The organism is Geodermatophilus sp. SYSU D01106, from assembly GCF_054049995.1.
The window spans coordinates 144,202-163,448 of the sequence record NZ_JBJGYM010000009.1 but is presented as its reverse complement, the minus strand read 5'-3'; the positions used below and the strand labels follow the sequence as shown (position 1 = coordinate 163,448).

The window sequence follows — 19,247 nt, the reverse complement described above, 5'->3', positions numbered from 1 at the left end:
TTTCACGGGGGCTACGGTGCCTGTCCGTGGATCTCTTCGAGTACCAGGCGCGTGACCTGCTGGCCTCGCACGGCGTGCCCGTGCTCCCCGGCGGCGTCGCCGAGACACCCGAGCAGGCCGAGGCGATCGCCCGCGAGATCGGGCAGACCGTCGTCGTCAAGGCGCAGGTCAAGACCGGCGGGCGAGGCAAGGCGGGCGGCGTCAAGCTGGCCGACAACGCGGAGGACGCCAAGGCGCGCGCCCAGGACATCCTCGGGCTGGACATCAAGGGGCACGTCACCCACAAGGTGATGGTGGCCCAGGCCAGCGACATCGCCGAGGAGTACTACTTCTCCTACCTGCTCGACCGGTCCAACCGCACCTTCCTGGCCATGGCCAGCGTCGAGGGCGGCATGGAGATCGAGCAGCTCGCCGTCGAGCGCCCCGAGGCCCTCGCCCGGATCCCGGTCGACGCCGGCAAGGGCGTCGACGAGGCCAAGGCCGCCGAGATCGTCGACGCCGCCGGGTTCGCCCCCGAGGTGCGCGACCAGGTGATCGCCATCGCCGTGCAGCTGTGGGAGGTCTTCAGCAAGGAGGACGCCACGCTCGTCGAGGTCAACCCGCTGGCCAAGGCGCCCGACGGCACCGTCCTCGCGCTCGACGCGAAGGTCACCCTCGACGAGAACGCCGCCTTCCGGCACGCCGAGCACGCCGAGCTCGCGGACACCGCCGCCGCCGACCCGCTCGAGGCGCGCGCCAAGGAGAAGGACCTCAACTACGTCAAGCTCGAGGGCGAGGTCGGGATCATCGGCAACGGTGCCGGCCTGGTCATGAGCACCCTCGACGTCGTCGCCTACGCCGGTGAGGAGTTCGGCGGCGTCAAGCCGGCCAACTTCCTCGACATCGGCGGCGGCGCCTCGGCGGAGGTCATGGCCAACGGCCTGGAGATCATCCTCTCCGACCCGGCCGTGAAGAGCGTTTTCGTCAACGTCTTCGGCGGGATCACCGCCTGCGACGCCGTGGCCAACGGCATCGTCTCCGCCCTCGGCATCCTCGGCGACGAGGCGACCAAGCCGCTGGTCGTCCGGCTCGACGGCAACAACGTCGAGGAGGGCCGCCGGATCCTCGCCGAGGCCAACCACCCGCTGGTGACCGTGGTCGACACGATGGACGGCGCCGCGCGCCGGGCCGCCGAGCTCGCCGCCTGATCGCCGTCCCGACTCCCGACAGGACCTGAAGAGATGTCGATCTTCCTCAACGAGAACAGCAAGGTCATCGTCCAGGGCATGACCGGCTCGGAGGGCAGCAAGCACACGCAGCGCATGCTGGCCTCCGGCACCGCGATCGTCGGCGGCGTGAACCCCCGCAAGGCCGGCACCAGCGTCGACTTCGAGGGCGCCAGCGTGCCGGTGTTCGGCGGCGTCGCCGAGGCGATGAAGGAGACCGGCGCCGACGTCAGCGTCATCTTCGTGCCCCCGCCGTTCGCCAAGGCGGCGGTCATCGAGGCGATCGACGCCCAGATCGGGCTCGCCGTCGTCATCACCGAGGGCATCCCGGTGCACGACTCGACCGCCTTCTGGGCGCACGCCCAGGGCAGCTCGACGCGGATCATCGGCCCGAACTGCCCGGGCCTGATCAGCCCCGGGCGCTCGAACGCCGGCATCATCCCGGCCAACATCACCCAGCAGGGCAAGATCGGGCTGGTCAGCAAGTCCGGCACGCTGACCTACCAGATGATGTACGAGCTCCGGGACATCGGTTTCTCCACCGCCATCGGCATCGGCGGCGACCCGGTCATCGGCACCACGCACATCGACGCGCTGCAGGCCTTCCAGGACGACCCGGAGACCGAGGCCATCGTGATGATCGGCGAGATCGGTGGCGACGCCGAGGAGCGCGCGGCCGACTTCATCAAGGCCAACGTCACCAAGCCCGTCGTCGGCTACGTCGCGGGCTTCACCGCCCCCGAGGGCAAGACGATGGGCCACGCCGGCGCGATCGTGTCCGGCTCGGCCGGCACCGCGCAGGCGAAGAAGGAGGCTCTCGAGGCCGCCGGCGTCGGCGTCGGCAAGACGCCGTCGGAGACCGCCCGCCTCATGCGGGAGCTCGTCGGCGCCTGACCGCCATCCCCGCGAACTGCCCCGGCCCCTGTCCAGGAGCCGGGGCAGTTCCGTTCGTCGGGGCCCCGTCGCGGCCCGGTCACGATCCCGCCCCTTCGTGGGGAGGGGTGGGCGTGGCGGGGTTGCAGCCCCGCGACGGCGGGGGAGAGCATCCGCGACGCCGTACCCAGGAACGAGAGAGAGCCGAACCATGACGTCCAGTCAGCCGCCGCAGCAGCCCGGGGGCCCCGGCCAGCCGGGGCCGGGCGGCCAGCCGGGGTACGGGCAGCAGCCGCCGCCGCCGTACGGCGCCCCCCAGGGGCAGCCCGCGTACGGCCAGCAGCCGTACGGGCAGCAGGCGCCCTACGGCCAGCAGTCCCCCTACGGGCAGCAGCCGCCGTACGGCGCGCCCCAGGGGCAGCCCCCGTACGGCCAGCAGCCCCAGGGCCCGTACGGCCAGCAGCCGCCCTACGGCCAGCCGTGGGGGCAGCCCCCGCGCCCGGCGGGCGCAGGCCTCGACCTCAAGCGCCTGAAGGTGGCCGACTACGTCGTCGCCGCCGGTGCGCTGCTGTTCCTCGTCCTGGCGATCCTGCCGTGGATCGACTTCGACGACAGCTACTTCTCCACCGACTACAACGTGAACGGCTTCTCGTTCAGCGGCCTGGTCACCTTCAGCTTCATCCTGCTGCTGGCGGCGGCCGTCTGGGCGCTGCTGCCGGCGGTCACCGAGCTGCGCCTGGGCTTCCCGCGCAGCTGGGTCACCGTGGGGCTGGCCGGGCTCGCGCTGCTGCTCACGCTGATCGCCTGGATCCAGACCTTCGACTGGGAGTTCAGCCTGGTCGGGCTGCTCGCGCTGCTGGTGACCGCCGCGGTCACCGCCGTCGCCGTCCTGCGGCTGATCCCGGAGCTGCGCAACCGCCCGGCGCTCCCCGGTGCCGTCGCCGGGGCCGCCCAGTGGGCCAACCAGCAGGCGCCGGAGTTCGGCCAGCACGGCTCGTCCACCAACCCCGGCCCGCCCGCGTCCTCCGGGCAGCCCCAGCCCTACGGCCAGTCGCAGCCGTACGGGCAGCCGCAGCCCTACGGGCAGCCGCAGCCCTACGGGCAGCCCCAGCCCTACGGCCAGCCGGGGCAGTACGGCCAGCCGGCCCCCTACGGCCAGCCGGGCCAGCAGTGGGGGCAGCCGCAGCCGGGCCAGCAGCACGGCCAGCACGGCGCCCAGCCCGCCACCCCGTCCCCGGCCACCGACCCGGGCCGGCAGCCCGGCGGCTCGAGCGCCTCGGGCCAGGGCCAGCCCTGAGCTGAGCGCGCACGCGAGCACCGCGTCCCCGGACGCACCCGTCCCGACGAGGGCCGGCGGCACCCGCCGCCGGCCCTCGGCGGCGTCCGGGACCCGATCCCGGCGCGTGCGACCGGCGTCCGGCCGCCGCGCTTGCGACAGTGGGGACGTGGTCTCCCTGCTGGCACGCCTGCCCGTCCCCGGCCGGCAGCAGTCGGCCGCACGCGGAGCCGGGCTGGCGGTCGCGGCCACCGCGGCGGTGACGCTGCTCGGCCTCGTCGGCCTGGGCCTCGCGGTCGTCGTCGTCCAGGCGCTGGACCCCACCGGCGGGCTGCCCGTCGGCGGGTCGGTCCGGGTGGCGGGCCGGCTGTGGCTGCTGGCCACCGGCGGCGGACTCGACCTCGGGTCCGGGCCGGTCGTCCTCGCCCCGCTGCTGCTCACCCTCGCCGTCGCCGTCGGCCTGTCCCGCGCGGGACGCGGGGTCACCCGGGTGACCGGGCCGGCGGGGGCCGGCGGGGCCGGTGTCGTCGTGGTGACCGTGGTGGCGGTGCACGCGCTGATCGCCGTGCTGCTGGCGCTCGCCGTCGACGGGCCCGGCGCGCGCACCGACCTGCTGCGCTGCGCGGCCGGTGCGGCGGTCCTCGCGGTGGTGGCGGGCGGCTGGGGCGTGCTGCGGGAGAGCGGCCTGGCGGACGCCGCCCTCGACCGGCTGCCCGGGCCGGTCCGGCCCCTGCTGCCGGCCGTCCTGGCGGGCCTGCTCGCCGCCGGCGGGCTGTGCTGCGCGGTGGTCGCGGTCGCCATGGGCGCCGACGCCGCCGGGTACGCGGCGGTCGAGGAGTCGCTGGGCGGGTCGGCCGCCGGCGTCCTCGGGCTCCTGGCGCTCGGCGCGCTGCTGCTGCCCAACGCCGCCGCCGCGGCCCTCGGCGTCGCCGCCGGGCCGGGCTTCTCCGTCGGCGCGGCGACCGTCGTCTCCGTGCACGGGGTCAGCCTCGGCCCGGTCCCCGCGCTGCCGCTGCTGGCCGCGCTCCCCGACACCCAGGCCGTGCCCCTGCTGGCCTTCGCCTCGCAGGCGGTGCCCGCGCTGGCCGGCCTCGTGGCCGGCACGGTGCTCGGCCGCCGGATGGGCGACGACGACGGCGGCTCGGTCTCCGCGGGCCTGTGGGGCGTCCTCGCCGGGCTGCTGCTGGGGGTCGCCTCCGGGCTGGCCGTCGCGGTCGCCGGCGGCTCGCTGGGCGACGGCGCGCTGGCCGACGTCGGGGCGCCGCCGGTGGCCACCGCGCTGGCCGTCGCGCTGCAGGCCGGCATCGCCGCGGCCCTCGCGGCGGCCGTGGCCCGCTGGCGGTCGCGGGACTGACGCCCCGTCCGGCGGGCAGGAACGGGCCGCCGTCTAGGGTCGGCGGCGTGCCGGCCGCTCCATCCCCCGCGCGGGCGCGGGTCGTGGTGCTGCTGTCGGGCACCGGGTCGCTGTGCGCGGCGCTCCTCGACGCCGCCGACGCCCCCGGCTACCCCGCGGAGGTCGTCGCCGTCGGCGCCGACCGCGACGCCGCCGGCCTCGGGCACGCCCGCCGCCGCGGCCTGCCCACCTTCACCGTCCCGCTGCGCGCATTCCCCGACCGGGCCGCCTGGGACGCCGCGCTGGCCGACGCGATCGCCGCGCACCGCCCCGACTGGGTGGTCTCCGCGGGGTTCATGAAGATCGTCGGTCCCGCCGTGCTGGCGCGCTACGAGGGCCGGCTGGTGAACACCCACCCCGCGCTGCTGCCGGCGTTCCCGGGCGCGCACGCCGTCCGCGACGCCCTGGCCGCCGGCGCGGAGGTCACCGGCAGCACGGTCCACCTCGTCGACGCCGGCGTGGACACCGGCCCGGTGCTGGCGCAGCGCGAGGTGCCGGTGCTGCCCGGCGACGACGAGGACCGACTGCACGAACGGATCAAGGCCGTGGAGCGCACGCTCCTGGTGGAGACGGTGGCGCGACTCGTCACCGGGACGACGGAGGAGAGCGCGCGATGACCGAGAGCCGGACCCCGGTGCGCCGAGCCCTGCTGGGCGTGTACGACAAGACCGGGATCGAGGAGCTCGCCCGCGGGCTGGCCGACGCCGGCGTCGAGCTGGTGAGCACGGGAGCCACCGCCCGCCGCATCGCCGAGGCCGGCATCGCCGTCACCCCGGTCGAGCAGGTCACCGGCTTCCCCGAGTGCCTCGACGGGCGGGTGAAGACCCTGCACCCGGCGGTGCACGCCGGCATCCTCGCCGACCGCCGGAAGCCCGAGCACACAGCGCAGCTCGACGAGCTCGGCATCGCGCCCTTCGACCTCGTCGTGGTCAACCTCTACCCGTTCACCGAGACCGTCGCCTCGGGCGCGACGCCCGACGAGTGCGTCGAGCAGATCGACATCGGCGGCCCGGCGATGGTGCGCGCCGCGGCGAAGAACCACCCGTCGGTGGCCGTCGTCGTCGACCCGGCGCGCTACGGCGACGTGCTCGCCGCCGTCACCGCGGGCGGGTTCACCCTCCCCGAGCGGCAGCGGCTCGCCGCGGCGGCCTTCCGGCACACCGCGAGCTACGACGTCGCCGTCGCCTCCTGGATGGGCAGCGTGCTCGCACCCGACGACGAGTCGGCGTTCCCCGCGTGGGTCGGCGCCTCGTGGGAGCGCGCCGACGTGCTGCGCTACGGCGAGAACCCGCACCAGCAGGCCGCGCTCTACCGCGGCGGGACGCCGGGCCTCGCGCACGCCGAGCAGCTGCACGGCAAGCAGATGTCCTACAACAACTACGTCGACACCGACGCCGCCTGGCGGGCCGCGCAGGACCACAACGACCCCTGCGTCGCGATCATCAAGCACGCCAACCCGTGCGGCATCGCCGTCGGCGCCGACATCGCCTCCGCGCACCGCAAGGCGCACGCCTGCGACCCGGTCTCGGCGTTCGGCGGGGTCATCGCCGCCAACCGCGAGGTCGACCTCGCCATGGCCGAGCAGGTGGCCGGGGTGTTCACCGAGGTCGTCGTCGCGCCGTCGTTCACCGAGGACGCGGTCGGCGTGCTGACCGCGAAGAAGAACATCCGGCTGCTGCGGCTCGACGGCGCCGCGCGGCCCGCGGTGGAGATGCGGCCGGTCAGCGGCGGGCTGCTGCTGCAGACCGCCGACCGGATCGACGCCGCCGGCGACGACCCGACGACGTGGACGCTGGCCTGCGGGGAGCCGCTGGACGCCGCGGGCCTCGACGACCTGGTGTTCGCCTGGCGCTCGGTGCGCGCGGTGAAGAGCAACGCGATCCTGCTCGCCCACGACAAGGCGACCGTCGGCGTCGGCATGGGCCAGGTGAACCGGGTGGACTCCGCCCGCCTGGCGGTCTCGCGGGCCGGGGAGCGGGCCGCCGGGTCGGTGGCCGCCTCCGACGCGTTCTTCCCCTTCGCCGACGGCCTGCAGGTGCTCCTCGACGCGGGCGTGCGCGCGGTGGTGCAGCCGGGCGGGTCGGTGCGGGACGAGGAGGTCGTCGCCGCCGCGAGCGCGGCCGGCGTGCCGCTCTACCTCACCGGGACCCGCCACTTCGCCCACTGATGCCGGGGTCGCGGCCGCACGTCCGGCCCCCGGAGGACGGCGCCGAGGTCACCGACGCCGACCTCTCCTCCGTGGACTGGTGGGGCGCCGAGCTCGAGGGCGTCACGTTCACCCGCTGCCGGTTCCACGACGCCGACCTGACCGAGCTGGTCACCCGGCGCTGCGTGTTCGACTCCTGCGTGCTCACCGGGGTGCGGATGAGCGGCTCGCGGCACCGCGGGTCGGCGTTCCTGTCCTGCCGCTTCGACCGCGCGCGGCTCATCGACGTCACGTGGGACGGCTGCAAGCTCACCGGCTCGCACTTCCCGGGCGCGACGCTGCGGCCGCTGACCAGCACCGACTGCGACTGGAGCTGGACGTCGCTGCGCGGGGCGGACCTGTCGGGCACCGACCTGTCGGGCCAGCGGTTCCGCGAGGCCGACCTGACCGACGCCGACCTGCGCGAGTGCGACCTCACCGGCGCCGACCTCGACCGGGCGCGGATGCAGGGCGCGAAGCTGCGCGGGGCCGACCTGCGCGGCGCGGCCACCGAGGCGTGGCCGTGGCGCGGCCTGGAGCTCACCGGCGTCCGGCTCGACCTGCCTCAGGCCGTCCAGGTGACGCAGTCCCTCGGCGCCAGAGTGGAATAGGGGACCCGCCGTGACACCTGGTCGGCCTACCGGCCGCGGGGCCGGAGGCTCCCGGGCGGGACGTCGTGGCAGGGCTCAGCGCAGGCGGGGGACGGCACCTGGCCGCGGTGTCGGCCGGTAGGCCGACGATGTCACCGGTACTTGGGGCCCTTGAGCATCGCCCAGAGGGCGCCGAGCAGGCCGAGGACGCCGACGGCGCAGCCGAACCAGAAGCCGAGGGCGAACCGGCCGGCGTCCCACTCCTCGCGGGCCAGCGGGACGAGCACCGCCGCGATCGCCAGGGCGCTGACGAACAGCGCCAGCACGCCGAGCGTGCGGTGGGTGCGGGCCGGCAGCCACAGCAGGATGCCCAGCACGAACAGCACCGCGCCGCCGAGCACCACGGCCAGCGGCTGCCAGAAGCCCGACGACGTCAGCTGCGAGAGACCGTCGCCGAGCTCGGTGAACCCGCGCCCGACGAGGTCCCAGCCGCGGTCGGGGGTGTCAGCCAGCCAGCGCAGCAGCACGCTGATGCCGGCGGCGATCCCGGCGAGGATGCACAGCAGCCCGGCGAGCGACGCCGGCCGGCGCACCGCCACCGGCCGGGTCGAGTAGTTGGGCGAGGTGTAGTAGTTCTCGCCCGTCCCGGCGTAGCCGTGCGCCCCGGAGCCGCCGGCCCCCGGCGCCGTCTGCTCCCGCCACCCACCGGCCTGCGCGGCGGGCATCTGCCGGGTCGACGGGTCGGGCTCGCTCATCGGCACTCCTCGCGGGGCGGGCGGGACGGCGCCGGGGAGGCGCCGCCGCGAGCGTAGGGCCGGGAGGGCCCCGCCGGGGACGACTCCGGCACACTGTCGGGGTGCCCGCGACGATCCTCGACGGCAAGGCCACCGCCGCCACGATCCGCCAGGAGCTCACCGCGCGGGTCGAGGCCCTCACCGCGGCCGGGCGCCGGCCGGGCCTGGGCACCCTGCTCGTCGGCGACGACCCGGGCAGCCGCTGGTACGTGAACGCCAAGCACTCGGACTGCGCGCAGGTCGGCATCGCCAGCATCCAGCGCGAGCTGCCGGCCACCGCCACGCTCACCGACGTCCTCGGCGTCGTCGAGGAGCTCAACGCCGACCCGGCCTGCACCGGCTACATCGTGCAGCTCCCGCTGCCCCGCCAGGTCGACGAGTACGCCGTCCTCGAGGCGATGGACCCGGCCAAGGACGCCGACGGGCTGCACCCCACCAACCTCGGCCGCCTGGTGCTCGGCGTCGACGGGCCGCTGCCGTGCACGCCGGTCGGCATCGTCGAGCTGCTCCGCCGGTACGACGTCCCCGTCGCCGGCGCCGAGGTGGTCGTCGTCGGGCGCGGGATCACCGTCGGCCGGCCGCTCGGGCTGCTGCTCACCCGGCGCACCGAGAACGCCACGGTGACCCTCTGCCACACCGGCACCCGCGACCTCGCCGCCCACCTGCGCAGCGCCGACGTCGTCGTCGCCGCGGCCGGCGTGCCCGGGCTGGTCACGGCCGACGTCGTCAAGCCGGGCGCCGCGGTGCTCGACGTCGGGGTCAGCCGGGTCGACGGGAAGATCGCCGGCGACGTGGCGGCGGACGTCGCCGGGGTGGCCGGCCACGTGGCGCCCAACCCCGGCGGCGTCGGCCCGATGACGCGGGCGATGCTGCTGCAGAACGTGGTGCTCGCCGCCGAGCGCGCCGTCGCGGCCGAGGTGCTCACCGCCTGATGAGCCGGCCGCCCCTCTACACGCGCCGGCCGTTCCTGGCCGGGCTGCTGCGCCAGCTGCCGCTGTTCGCGGTCCTGGTCGCGGTCGCGGTGGGGCTGGGCATGGTCGCGCTGGAGCACTGGCGGCGCGGCCTGCTGGTGGTCGGGCTGGCGCTGGTGGGGGCCGCGGTGCTGCGGCTGGTGCTGCCGGTGCGGCGGGTCGGCTTCCTCGCCGTCCGCAGCCGCCCGGTCGACGTCGTCCTCATGGCCGGGGCCGGGGTGGCGGTCACGGTGCTGTCCGTCCTGGTGCCGGGCAGTTGAGCGGACCGGCCCGCGGGCGCGGCCACGGGGGTCCCGGGTCTAGGTTGACGCCCATGGCAGAGCAGCCCAGGAACGGCAAGGTCACCGTCGTCGGTGCCGGCTTCTACGGCTCCACCACCGCCCTTCGACTGGCGGAGTACGACGTCTTCGAGACGGTCGTGCTCACCGACATCGTCGAGGGCAAGCCCGAGGGCCTGGCCCTCGACATCAACCAGTCACGCCCGATCGAGGGCTTCGAGACGCGCGTCGTCGGCGTCGGCGGGGGCTCCTACGAGGGCACCGAGGGCTCCGACGTCGTGGTGGTCACCGCGGGCCTGCCCCGCAAGCCCGGCATGAGCCGCATGGACCTCATCGAGACCAACGCCGGCATCGTCCGCTCGGTCGCCGAGAACATCGCGCGGACCTCGCCGGACGCCGTCGTCATCGTGGTGAGCAACCCGCTCGACGAGATGACCGCCCTCGCCCAGCTCGCCACCGGCTTCCCGAAGGAGCGGGTCATGGGCCAGGCCGGGATGCTCGACACCGCCCGGTTCACCAACAACGTCGCCGAGGAGCTCGGCGTCCCGGTCTCCTCGGTGCGCACCCTGACCCTCGGCTCGCACGGCGACACGATGGTGCCGGTGCCCTCGCGCTGCACCGTCGACGGCAAGCCGCTCGCCGACGTGATGGCCCCCGACCGCGTCGAGCACCTCGTGCAGCGCACCCGCAACGGCGGCGCCGAGGTCGTGGCGCTGCTCAAGACCGGCTCGGCGTACTACGCGCCCTCGGCGGCCGCGGCCCGCATGGCCCGCGCCGTCATCGAGGACTCGGGCGCGGTCATGCCGGTGTGCGCGTGGGTCGACGGCGAGTACGGGATCTCCGGCGTGTACCTCGGCGTCGAGGCGGAGATCGGCCGCGGGGGTGTGCGCCGGGTGGTCGAGGGGGACCTGACCGACAGCGAGCTGGCCGGGCTGCGCGAGGCCGCCGAGGCGGTGCGTGCCAAGCAGGCCGACGTCGCGGACATGTGAGAGCGGCCGCGACCTGACCGACTCCCGGCCCGACGGGCCGGGGCTGCAGAGAGGGAATGTCTGACGTGAGCAAGATCAAGGTCGAGGGCACCGTCGTCGAACTCGACGGCGACGAGATGACCCGGATCATCTGGCAGTTCATCAAGGACCAGCTGATCCTGCCGTACCTCGACGTGAACCTGGAGTACTACGACCTGGGCATCGAGCACCGCGACGCCACCGACGACCAGGTCACGATCGACTCCGCCAACGCGATCAAGAAGCACGGCGTGGGCGTCAAGTGCGCCACCATCACGCCGGACGAGGCGCGGGTCGAGGAGTTCGGCCTCAAGAAGATGTGGCGCTCCCCGAACGGGACGATCCGCAACATCCTCGGCGGCGTGATCTTCCGCGAGCCGATCATCATGCAGAACGTGCCGCGGCTCGTGCCGGGCTGGACCAAGCCGATCATCGTCGGCCGCCACGCCTACGGCGACCAGTACCGCGCCACCGACTTCAAGTTCCCCACCTCGGGGAAGCTGACCGTCACCTTCACCCCGGACGACGGCTCGCAGCCGATCGAGCACGAGGTCTTCCAGGCGCCCGGCGCCGGCGTCTCGCTGTCGATGTACAACCTCGACGACTCGATCCGCGACTTCGCCCGCGCCTCGCTGAACTACGGCCTCTCGCGTGGCTACCCGGTCTACCTGTCCACGAAGAACACGATCCTCAAGGCCTACGACGGCCGGTTCAAGGACATCTTCGAGGAGACCTTCGAGGCCGAGTTCAAGGACCAGTTCCAGGCGGCCGGCATCACCTACGAGCACCGGCTCATCGACGACATGGTCGCCGCGTCGCTCAAGTGGGAGGGCGGCTACGTCTGGGCCTGCAAGAACTACGACGGCGACGTCCAGTCCGACACGGTCGCGCAGGGCTTCGGCTCGCTCGGCCTCATGACCTCGGTGCTGGCCACCCCGGACGGGCGCACGGTCGAGGCCGAGGCCGCCCACGGCACGGTGACCCGCCACTACCGGCAGCACCAGCAGGGCAAGGAGACGTCGACCAACCCGATCGCGTCGATCTTCGCCTGGACCCGGGGCCTCGCCCACCGCGGCAAGCTGGACGGCACCCCCGAGGTCACCCGGTTCGCCGAGACCCTCGAGAAGGTCTGCATCGACACCGTCGAGGGCGGTCAGATGACCAAGGACCTCGCGCTGCTGATCAGCAAGGACCAGCCGTGGCTGACCACCCAGGACTTCCTGGCGGCCATCGACAGCAACCTGCAGAAGGCCATGGCCTGACCCAGCACCCGCGTCCGTCGCCCCCGCGGTGACGGACACACGTCAGTGGCCCTCTCGGCGCGTCCGAGGGGGCCACTGCCGTGTCGTCGTCCTGTGGACGACGGTCGCGCGGACGCCCGGTGGCGGCAGGCTCGCCGGCGTGCCCGTGCCGCCCTCACGCCCGGTCCCGCTGGAGGGACGCGTGTTCCGCGGCTCCACGGCGGTCGACCGCGGCTGGCTCACGCGCAAGCAGCTGCGCAGCAGCGCCTGGCGGCGGCTCCGGCAGGACGTCTACGCCGACGCCCGGCTCCCGGTCACCCACGGGCTGCACGTCGCCGGGGTGGGCCTCGTCCTGCCGCCGGGAGCGGGCTTCGCCCGGCGCAGCGCCGCGCTGCTCTGGGGCGTGCCCGGACTCTCCGGCGCCGACGACCCGGTGGAGGTCGTCGTCCCTCCCGGCACGCGGTGGAACGCGGGCGACGGCGTCCGCGTCCGCGCGCTGCGCTCCGGGCAGGCGCTGGCCGTCCGCCGCGGGCGGCCCTGCACCGGCCGCGTCGACACGGCCGTCGACCTCGTGCGGGACGGGGACCCGGACGAGTGCGTCGTCCTGCTCGACCGGCTGGTCCGCGCGGGGCTCGCCGACCTGCCCGCCGTGCGCGCCGCGGTCGCCGGGCTGCCCCGGTGCCGGGGCAGCGCGCAGGCCCGGGCCGTGGCCGCGCTCGCCGACGGGCTCGCGGAGTCCCCGCAGGAGACGCGGCTGCGCCTGCTGCTGGCCCGTGCGGGGCTCCCGCCGCCCGTGGCCCAGTACGTCGTCCGGGACGCGCAGGGGTTCGTCGCCCGGGTGGACCTCGCCTACCCGGAGCTGCGCCTGGCCATCGAGTACGACGGGCTGTGGCACGGCGGCCGGGCCGCCTTCCTCGCCGACCGGCGGCGGGCCAACCGGATGACGGCGGCCGGCTGGGTGACCCTCTCGGTCACCACCGAGGACATGCGCCACGCCGAGCGCCTCGTCGCGCGGATCCTGGCGCTGCGGGCCCGCCAGGCCGCCGCCGTGGCGCGCTGAGGGGTCAGGCGAGCAGGAGGGTCCAGAACGGGCCGCCGGGGCCGCCGACGACGGCCGCGCCCGCGCTGGTCAGCGAGCAGTCGAGCAGGTCCCCGGCGGCGGAGCCGGCGAGCCAGCCGGCGACGACCGTGCCGCCGTCACGGGTCCCGGCCGCCACCGCGCCGCTGCCCACCGGCACCTCGCCGCCCGCGCGCCGCATCTCCTCGCCGTGCGCCTCGGCCTGCGCGGCCAGGCCGGCGTCGCGGGTCAGCGGGTCGCAGCCGGCGGCCACCCGGGCGACGTCGACCGCCGCCAGCACCGCGGCCGCCCCGCCGGGCACCGCGGCCGCGGTCGCGCCGGGCGCCGGGAGGGCCGCCGGGCCGGGGGAGGGAGCCGGCGCGCTGCTCCGCGACGGCGTCGGCGAGGGAGCCGGCGCCGGCGACGTGGTGCCCGGCGCGGGCACGGCCGGCGCGGCGGGGGCCGCCTGCGGCGCAGGCGCGGCCGCCGACGCGGAGGACGAGCCGGCCGCGGAGGGCGACCCGGCCGGAGGCGCCCCCGCCGACGCGGACGGGGTCCCCGCGGGGGACGACGACGGCTGGTCCGCGGGGGAGTGCGGCGCCTCCGCCGCGGACGACGCGGCGGACGACGGGACGCCTGCCGGAGCGGAGGACGAGGCGGTGCCCGGGGCCGCGGCGGTCCCGGACCGGGACCCGGCCGGCGAGGACGCCGACGCGGACGACGCCGAGCCCGACGAGGACGTAGCCGACGACGAGGACGGGCCCGACGACGCCGAGCCGGCCCCCGCGGACCCCGGCGCGGGCTCGCCGTCGACGCCCATCGTCACCACACCGGTCCGCTGCCCGGCGTCCTCGGCGGTGGTCATGACGGCCGACTCCGACGTCGACAGCGCACCGCGGCCGGCCATCACCAGCGGGACCACCAGCGCGATGCCGGCGACGACCACCGTCACGGCCAGGACGGACAGCGCGCGCCGGCCGAGCAGGACGCGGAACAGCGACGGGAGCAGCCGACGGCCCGCGGCGGCGAGGCGGGCGGACAGCGGGGAAGACCGGCGGTGGCGCACGAGGAGGACGTCCTCACGGGACTCGACAGAAACGGACCGTGACTTCGTCGAGACTAGCCGTAGCGGCCGTTCACCCGGGAGAGGGACGTGACCGAGGTCACACACCTGCCCCCGGGGAGCCCCAGGCGCCGCCCGAGCGGGCCGGGCGGGCAGCATGGACGGCTCACCCCGCCCCCATCTCCGAGGAGCACGCCGCCGTGAGCGACGTCTGGCTCGACATCGTCCTGGTCGTCGTCTTCGTGCTGGTGGGGGGCTTCTTCGCCGGCGCGGAGATCGCCCTGGTGTCGCTGCGGGAGGCCCAGGTCCGCGTGCTGTCCGAGCGGGGCGGCCGCGGCCGTGCGCTGGCCCGCCTGCTCGCCGACCCCAACAGGTTCCTCGCCGCCGTCCAGGTGGGCGTCACCCTCGCGGGCTTCCTGTCCGCCGCCTTCGGCGCGAGCACCCTCGCCGAGCCGTTCAGCGACTGGCTGGTCACCCGCGGCGTAGGGGAGGGCGTGGCCGACCCGCTGGCCCTCGTCCTGGTCACCGTGGCGATCAGCTACCTGTCGCTGGTGGTCGGCGAGCTGACACCCAAGCGCCTGGCGCTGCAGCGCGCCGAGGGCTTCTCGCTGATGGTCGCGCGCCCGCTGAACACCATCGCGCGGCTGTCGCGGCCGGTCATCTGGCTGCTGTCGGCCTCCACGAACGTCCTGGTGCGGCTCCTCGGCGGCGACCCGAGGGCCAGTGGCGAGGCGATCAGCCAGGAGGAGCTGCGCGACCTCGTCGCCGCGCACGAGTCGCTGTCCAGCGACGAACGCCGGCTCATCGACGAGGTGTTCCGCGCCGGCGACCGCGAGGTCCGCGAGGTGATGACCCCGCGCACCGAGGTCGAGTTCCTCGAGGCCTCGACGACGGTCAGCCGCGCCGCGCGCCAGGTGGCCGAGTCCGGCTGGTCGCGATACCCGGTGACCGGCCGCGACCAGGACGACGTCGTCGGCTTCGTGCACGTCCGCGACCTGCTGCTGCCCACCCACCCGGCCGGGCGCGCGGCCACCGTCGGCGACCTGGCCCGCGAGGTGAAGCGGCTGCCCGGCACCGCCGGCGTGCTCACCGCCCTGTCGGAGATGCGCCGGGAGAACCAGCACCTGGCGATCGTGGTGGACGAGTACGGCGGCACCGACGGGATCGTCAGCCTCGAGGACCTCATCGAGGAGGTCATCGGCGAGATCTACGACGAGTACGACGAGGAGGTCGTCGCCGACGCCGACGAGCGTCCCGGCGGACCGCACGAGGTCGACGGCCTGCTCAACCTCGACGACTTCGCGGAGGTCACCGGCCTGCGGCTGCCCGAGGGCCCCTACGAGACGGTGGCCGGCTTCGTCCTCGCCGAGCTCGGCCGCATCCCCGGCGTCGGCGACTCGGTCGAGGTGGAGGGCCGCACCCTCGGCGTCCTGGAGCTCGACGGACGGCGGATCGCCCGGCTGTCGGTCACCGGCGCGCCGGACGCCGAGCCGGCCGGGGAGGACGCCCCGGCCGGCTGAGCCCGGCCGGGGAGCCCGGGTCCGTCAGCTCCGCCCCCGCGAGACCTCCCACGCGTCGCGCACGATCCCGGTCAGGTCGGTGTGCCGCGGGCTCCAGCCGAGGTCGGCCCGGATGCGGTCGCTGGCGGCCACCAGCTGCGCCGGGTCGCCCGCCCGCCGCTCGCCCACCTGCACCGGCACCGGGTGCCCGGTGACCTCGCGGACGGCGTCGACCACCTGCTGCACCGAGAAGCCCGTGCCGTTGCCCAGGTTGTAGACCCGGTGCTCGCCCGGCTGCGGCGCGGTCAGCGCCAGCAGGTGCGCGTCGGCGAGGTCGGAGACGTGGATGTAGTCGCGGATGCAGGTGCCGTCCGGCGTCGGGTAGTCCTCGCCGTAGACGGTCATCGCCTCCCGCGTCCCGGCCGCGACCTGCAGCGCGATCGGGATGAGGTGCGTCTCGGTGGTGTGCCGCTCGCCCCGGCCGTACGCCGCGCCGGCCACGTTGAAGTAGCGCAGGCTCACCGCGGCGAAGTCGTACGCGGTGGCGTAGGAGGTCAGCATCGCGTCGACGGCGAGCTTCGTGGCGCCGTAGGTGTTGGTGGGCCGGGTCTGCGCGTCCTCGCGGATCGGCACCTGGTCGGGCTCCCCGTAGGTGGCCGCCGTGGAGGAGAACACGATCCGCCGGCAGTCGACCGCGCGCATCGCCTCGAGCAGCGCCAGCGACCCGCCGACGTTGTGCTCCCAGTAGATCTCCGGCTTGACCTGCGACTCGCCGACCAGGCTCTTGGCCGCGAAGTGCAGCACCGCCTCGGGCCGCACCTCGGCCAGCACCGGCGCCGACTCCTGCAGCCTGGCCTGCACGAACCGGGCGCCCTCCGGGACGGCGTCGGCGTGCCCGGTCGAGAGGTCGTCGAGCACGGTGACCTCGTGGCCGCCCTCGAGCAGGGCGGCGGTGACTACGCTGCCGATGTAGCCGGCCCCACCGGCGACGAGTACGCGCATGGGGCCACCCTAGGAGCCGTCGCCCGGGAGGACCTGTCCGTGGTGAGCGCACGTCCGGCGGTGCAGGCGCTGCCGGCCTACAAGCCCGGCCGCAACCCGGCCGACCTCGCCCGCGAGCTCGGCGTCGACCGCGCCGTCAAGCTGGCCAGCAACGAGGTGCCGTTCCCGCCGCTGCCGGCGGTCGTCCAGGCGCTGTCGGCGACGGCGGGGGAGACCTACCGCTACCCCGACAACGGGGCCGCCGTCCTCACCCGGGCGCTGGCCGAGCACTACGACGTCGACCCGGTGCAGGTCGTGCCCGGCTGCGGCGCGGTGATGCTCTGCCAGCAGCTCGCGCAGTCGTTCAACGACCCCGGGACGGCGATCGCCTTCGCCTGGCGCTCGTTCGAGATGTACCCGCTGCTGGCCCAGGTGGCCGGGGCGCGCAGCCTGCAGGTGCCGCTGGTGCCCTCCCGCCCCGGCGGGTCGCCCGACACCCACGACCTGGATGCGCTGGCCGCCGTGGTCGACGACGACACGCGCCTGCTGTTCGTCTGCAACCCCAACAACCCGACGTCGACGGCGGTGCGCCGGGCCGAGCTCGAGCGGTTCCTCGACCGGGTGCCCGAGTCCGTGCTGGTCGTCCTCGACGAGGCGTACCGGGAGTTCGTCACCGACGCCGACGTCCCGGACGGGCTCGAGCTCATGCGCGGCCGGCCGAACGTCGCGGTGCTGCGCACGTTCTCCAAGGCGTGGGGGCTGGCCGGCCTGCGGGTGGGCTACCTGGTCGCCGAGGACCCGGCCGTCGCCGACGCCGTCCGCCGCACGCACGTGCCCTTCAGCGTCTCCAGCCTCGCGCAGGCCGCCGCGGTCGCCGCGCTGGCCAGCGCCGACGAGGTGGGCCGGCGGGTGGCCGCCGTCGTCGCCGAGCGGGACCGGCTCACCGCGGCCCTGCGCGAGCGCGGTCACGAGGTGCCCGACAGCCAGGCCAACTTCGTGTGGCTGCCGCTGGGGGAGCCGACGGCGGAGGTCGCGGCGGCGCTCGAGGGCCGCGGCGTCATCACCCGTCCCTTCGCCGGCGAGGGCATCCGGGTGACGGTCGGCACGCCCGAGGAGGACGACGTCTTCCTCGCGGCGCTCGACGAGGTCACCACCGGCGCGTCGGGTGCGGCGGGCGACGACGTGCGCACCGGCGCGCCTGTCGGCTGAGCCGCGGCTGGTTTGATGGCCGCCGTGCCTCTTCCCCGTGTCCTCTCCGGCATCCAGCCGACGGCGGGCTCCTTCCACCTCGGCAACTACCTGGGTGCGCTCCGCCAGTGGGTCGCGCTGCAGGACACCGCCGAGGCGTTCTACTGCGTCGTCGACCAGCACGCGATCACGATGGACTGGGACCCGGCGCAGCTCCGGCAGAACACCCTCGTCTCCGCCGCCCAGCTGGTCGCCCTCGGCGTCGACCCCGCCCGCAGCTCGCTGTTCGTGCAGAGCCACGTGCCGGAGCACGTCCAGCTGTCGTGGGTGCTCGAGTGCCTCGCCCGCTTCGGCGAGGCCAGCCGGATGACGCAGTTCAAGGACAAGAGCCAGCGCGAGGGCGCCGCGGGCTCCTCGGTCGGGCTGTTCACCTACCCGGTGCTGCAGGCCGCCGACATCCTCGTCTACCAGGCCGACGAGGTGCCCGTGGGCGAGGACCAGCGCCAGCACCTCGAGCTGACCCGCGACCTCGCCACCCGCTTCAACGGCCGGTTCGGCGACACGTTCACGCTGCCCGCCGCCCGGATCCCGCAGGGCGCGGCGAAGATCCTCGACCTGCAGTCGCCGGAGAAGAAGATGAGCAAGAGCCTGCCGCCGGCCGGCTGTGTGTTCCTCCTCGACGACCCGAAGACGTCGGCGAAGAAGATCCGCTCGGCGGTCACCGACACCGGCCGCGAGGTGGTGGCCGACGCGGAGAACAAGCCCGGCGTCACCAACCTGCTGACGATCCACAGCGCCCTGTCGGGCATCCCGGTGCCCGAGCTGGAGGAGCGGTTCGCCGGCCGCGGCTACGGCGACCTCAAGAAGGAGCTCGCCGAGGTGGTCACCGACTTCGTCGCCCCGGTGCGCGCCCGCACGCAGGAGCTGCTCGACGACCGCGCCGAGCTCGAGCGGCTGCTCGCCGGCGGGGCGGCCCGCGCCCGCGAGGTCGCCGCGGCCACCGTCGCCACGGTCTACGACCGCGTCGGCTTCCTCCGGCCCGCGGGGGCGGTGTCGTGAACGACGACACGTTCGTCCCGCGCAGCCGGACGGCGCCGCCGCAGACCTCCGTCGTCGGCGTCCTCGTGCCGGTCCCCGAGCCGTGGGCGCAGGTGCTCGTCGACTGGCGCGCCAAGGTCGGCGACCCGCAGGCCACCGTCGTCCCGCCGCACGTCACGCTGCTGCCGCCCACCGAGGTGCCGTGCGCCGACCGCGCCGCGATCGGCGAGCACCTGGCGCGCGTCGCCCGCGCCCACCCGCCGTTCGAGATGCACCTGTCAGGCACCGGCACCTTCACGCCGGTCTCCGACGTCGTCTTCGTGACCGTCGCCAAGGGCATCGGCAACTGCGAGCTGCTGGCCTCCGACGTGCGCACCGGGCCGCTGGCGCGCGACCTGTCGTTCCCGTACCACCCGCACGTGACCGTGGCCCACGACGTCGCGCCGGACATGCTCGACCTCGCCTACAGCGGCCTGGCCGACCTGTCGGCGGAGTTCGCCGTCACCTCGTTCACCGAGTTCGAGCAGAGCCCCACCGGCACCTGGGTGGTCGCCCGCGAGTACCCGCTGACCGGGCCGCCGCACCGCCGCTGACCTGCGCCGCGGCCC

At 75.2% G+C, this 19,247-nt stretch carries 19 protein-coding genes; 16 read left to right on the top strand and 3 right to left on the bottom strand.

From position 1 onward, the window contains the following. The first annotated feature begins 26 nt into the window (after window positions 1-26). The 7 genes from sucC to ACI78R_RS12080 all read left to right on the top strand — a co-directional run bounded on the left by sucC (window position 27) and on the right by ACI78R_RS12080 (window position 7,543). Entirely contained in the window at window positions 27-1,187 is a 1,161-nt protein-coding gene (gene sucC, locus ACI78R_RS12110) for an ADP-forming succinate--CoA ligase subunit beta (RefSeq protein ID WP_073421450.1), read from the top strand. A 33-nt stretch (window positions 1,188-1,220) separates the two neighbouring features. Then, on the top strand, window positions 1,221-2,099 hold the full coding sequence (sucD, locus tag ACI78R_RS12105; protein ID WP_073421452.1) for a succinate--CoA ligase subunit alpha: 879 nt from the start codon (window positions 1,221-1,223) through the stop codon (window positions 2,097-2,099). Window positions 2,100-2,289: 190 nt separating this feature from the next. Further along, window positions 2,290-3,375, top strand: coding sequence for a hypothetical protein (locus ACI78R_RS12100; RefSeq protein WP_457040905.1), 1,086 nt, complete (start codon window positions 2,290-2,292; stop codon window positions 3,373-3,375). Window positions 3,376-3,523: 148 nt separating this feature from the next. Further along, on the top strand, window positions 3,524-4,708 hold the full coding sequence (locus ACI78R_RS12095) for a cell division protein PerM (protein ID WP_457040904.1): 1,185 nt from the start codon (window positions 3,524-3,526) through the stop codon (window positions 4,706-4,708). Between the two features lie 47 nt (window positions 4,709-4,755). Beyond that, window positions 4,756-5,364 (top strand): phosphoribosylglycinamide formyltransferase, encoded by a 609-nt coding sequence (purN, locus tag ACI78R_RS12090; RefSeq protein ID WP_073421457.1) that lies wholly within the window; start codon window positions 4,756-4,758, stop codon window positions 5,362-5,364. Continuing rightward, window positions 5,361-6,914 carry a bifunctional phosphoribosylaminoimidazolecarboxamide formyltransferase/IMP cyclohydrolase gene (gene purH, locus ACI78R_RS12085; protein WP_073421459.1) on the top strand — a complete coding sequence of 518 codons (1,554 nt, stop codon included), beginning with the start codon at window positions 5,361-5,363 and terminating at the stop codon, window positions 6,912-6,914. The genes purN and purH overlap by 4 nt, the downstream gene beginning before the upstream one ends. Continuing rightward, the gene (locus ACI78R_RS12080) at window positions 6,914-7,543 is read left to right on the top strand and encodes a pentapeptide repeat-containing protein (RefSeq protein WP_457040903.1); all 630 of its coding nucleotides are present in this window, start codon (window positions 6,914-6,916) and stop codon (window positions 7,541-7,543) included. The genes purH and ACI78R_RS12080 overlap by 1 nt, the downstream gene beginning before the upstream one ends. A 131-nt stretch (window positions 7,544-7,674) precedes the next feature. Here ACI78R_RS12080 and ACI78R_RS12075 read toward each other — a convergent pair whose 3' ends face one another. Next, window positions 7,675-8,277 (bottom strand): hypothetical protein, encoded by a 603-nt coding sequence (locus ACI78R_RS12075; protein ID WP_245794676.1) that lies wholly within the window; start codon window positions 8,275-8,277, stop codon window positions 7,675-7,677. A 101-nt stretch (window positions 8,278-8,378) separates the two neighbouring features. Between ACI78R_RS12075 and ACI78R_RS12070 the strand changes: the two genes are divergently transcribed. From ACI78R_RS12070 to ACI78R_RS12050, 5 genes are all read left to right on the top strand, one after another. After that, complete coding sequence (locus tag ACI78R_RS12070; RefSeq protein ID WP_073421461.1) at window positions 8,379-9,248, top strand: bifunctional methylenetetrahydrofolate dehydrogenase/methenyltetrahydrofolate cyclohydrolase; 870 nt, start codon at window positions 8,379-8,381, stop codon at window positions 9,246-9,248. Continuing rightward, a complete protein-coding gene (locus ACI78R_RS12065; protein WP_073421463.1) occupies window positions 9,248-9,547 on the top strand; it encodes a DUF3017 domain-containing protein in 300 nt (99 codons plus the stop codon). The genes ACI78R_RS12070 and ACI78R_RS12065 overlap by 1 nt, the downstream gene beginning before the upstream one ends. A gap of 53 nt (window positions 9,548-9,600) precedes the next feature. Next, complete coding sequence (gene mdh, locus ACI78R_RS12060; protein ID WP_457040902.1) at window positions 9,601-10,554, top strand: malate dehydrogenase; 954 nt, start codon at window positions 9,601-9,603, stop codon at window positions 10,552-10,554. 65 nt (window positions 10,555-10,619) lie between these two features. Beyond that, window positions 10,620-11,834 (top strand): NADP-dependent isocitrate dehydrogenase, encoded by a 1,215-nt coding sequence (locus ACI78R_RS12055; protein WP_073421467.1) that lies wholly within the window; start codon window positions 10,620-10,622, stop codon window positions 11,832-11,834. Between the two features lie 181 nt (window positions 11,835-12,015). Continuing rightward, window positions 12,016-12,873, top strand: a complete 858-nt coding sequence (locus ACI78R_RS12050) for an endonuclease domain-containing protein (protein ID WP_457040901.1) — start codon at window positions 12,016-12,018, stop codon at window positions 12,871-12,873. Window positions 12,874-12,877: 4 nt separating this feature from the next. Here ACI78R_RS12050 and ACI78R_RS12045 read toward each other — a convergent pair whose 3' ends face one another. Next, window positions 12,878-13,936 carry a hypothetical protein gene (locus ACI78R_RS12045; RefSeq protein ID WP_457040900.1) on the bottom strand — a complete coding sequence of 353 codons (1,059 nt, stop codon included), beginning with the start codon at window positions 13,934-13,936 and terminating at the stop codon, window positions 12,878-12,880. Between the two features lie 197 nt (window positions 13,937-14,133). On the opposite strand from ACI78R_RS12045, the gene ACI78R_RS12040 reads away from it, so the two are divergent. Further along, window positions 14,134-15,453, top strand: coding sequence for a hemolysin family protein (locus ACI78R_RS12040; RefSeq protein ID WP_073421471.1), 1,320 nt, complete (start codon window positions 14,134-14,136; stop codon window positions 15,451-15,453). 24 nt (window positions 15,454-15,477) lie between these two features. Here ACI78R_RS12040 and galE read toward each other — a convergent pair whose 3' ends face one another. Then, window positions 15,478-16,434, bottom strand: a complete 957-nt coding sequence (gene galE, locus ACI78R_RS12035; RefSeq protein WP_073421473.1) for a UDP-glucose 4-epimerase GalE — start codon at window positions 16,432-16,434, stop codon at window positions 15,478-15,480. Window positions 16,435-16,476: 42 nt separating this feature from the next. On the opposite strand from galE, the gene hisC reads away from it, so the two are divergent. The 3 genes from hisC to ACI78R_RS12020 are packed head-to-tail and all read left to right on the top strand — an operon-like array spanning window position 16,477 to window position 19,232. Next, window positions 16,477-17,622, top strand: coding sequence for a histidinol-phosphate transaminase (gene hisC / locus ACI78R_RS12030; protein ID WP_457040899.1), 1,146 nt, complete (start codon window positions 16,477-16,479; stop codon window positions 17,620-17,622). Between the two features lie 15 nt (window positions 17,623-17,637). Then, window positions 17,638-18,660, top strand: a complete 1,023-nt coding sequence (gene trpS / locus ACI78R_RS12025) for a tryptophan--tRNA ligase (protein WP_073421475.1) — start codon at window positions 17,638-17,640, stop codon at window positions 18,658-18,660. Continuing rightward, window positions 18,657-19,232, top strand: a complete 576-nt coding sequence (locus ACI78R_RS12020; protein ID WP_457040898.1) for a 2'-5' RNA ligase family protein — start codon at window positions 18,657-18,659, stop codon at window positions 19,230-19,232. The genes trpS and ACI78R_RS12020 overlap by 4 nt, the downstream gene beginning before the upstream one ends. Window positions 19,233-19,247 lie beyond the last annotated feature (15 nt).